Raw genomic sequence first — 302 nt, forward strand, 5'->3', positions numbered from 1 at the left:
CGACACACCTGCATCGCCCTGATTGACATCGTTGATTCTTTGACCTAATTTAGTGAGTAAGGGTAAGGGAGGATTGCTCCTCCCCTGAGACTGACTGTTAATAAGCTCCGAAACTTATCAGTAACAGTACAATCAGTATGATGACAAGTCGCATCATAACCCTTCTCCTTTAAGCCCTCGCTTCGGTGAGGGCTTTACCGTTACAGCCCCATGCTGCCCAGCTATCGTAAGCTCTCTTTAAATAACCACAACGCATTGATCTACCTTTAAATCTTTTCTTCGAGCGTGCTCGAAAAACCCCA

At 45.7% G+C, this 302-nt stretch carries 1 protein-coding gene; it reads right to left on the reverse strand.

What is annotated here, in order from left to right; translation table 11 throughout:
* Positions 1–97: 97 nt before the first annotated feature.
* A complete protein-coding gene (gene ibsC, locus V5P19_RS23260) occupies positions 98–157 on the reverse strand; it encodes a type I toxin-antitoxin system toxin IbsC (protein WP_071524576.1) in 60 nt (19 codons plus the stop codon).
* Positions 158–302 lie beyond the last annotated feature (145 nt).

The sequence above is a fragment of the Enterobacter sp. UNJFSC 003 genome, assembly GCF_036903355.1.
Lineage (GTDB): Bacteria > Pseudomonadota > Gammaproteobacteria > Enterobacterales > Enterobacteriaceae > Enterobacter.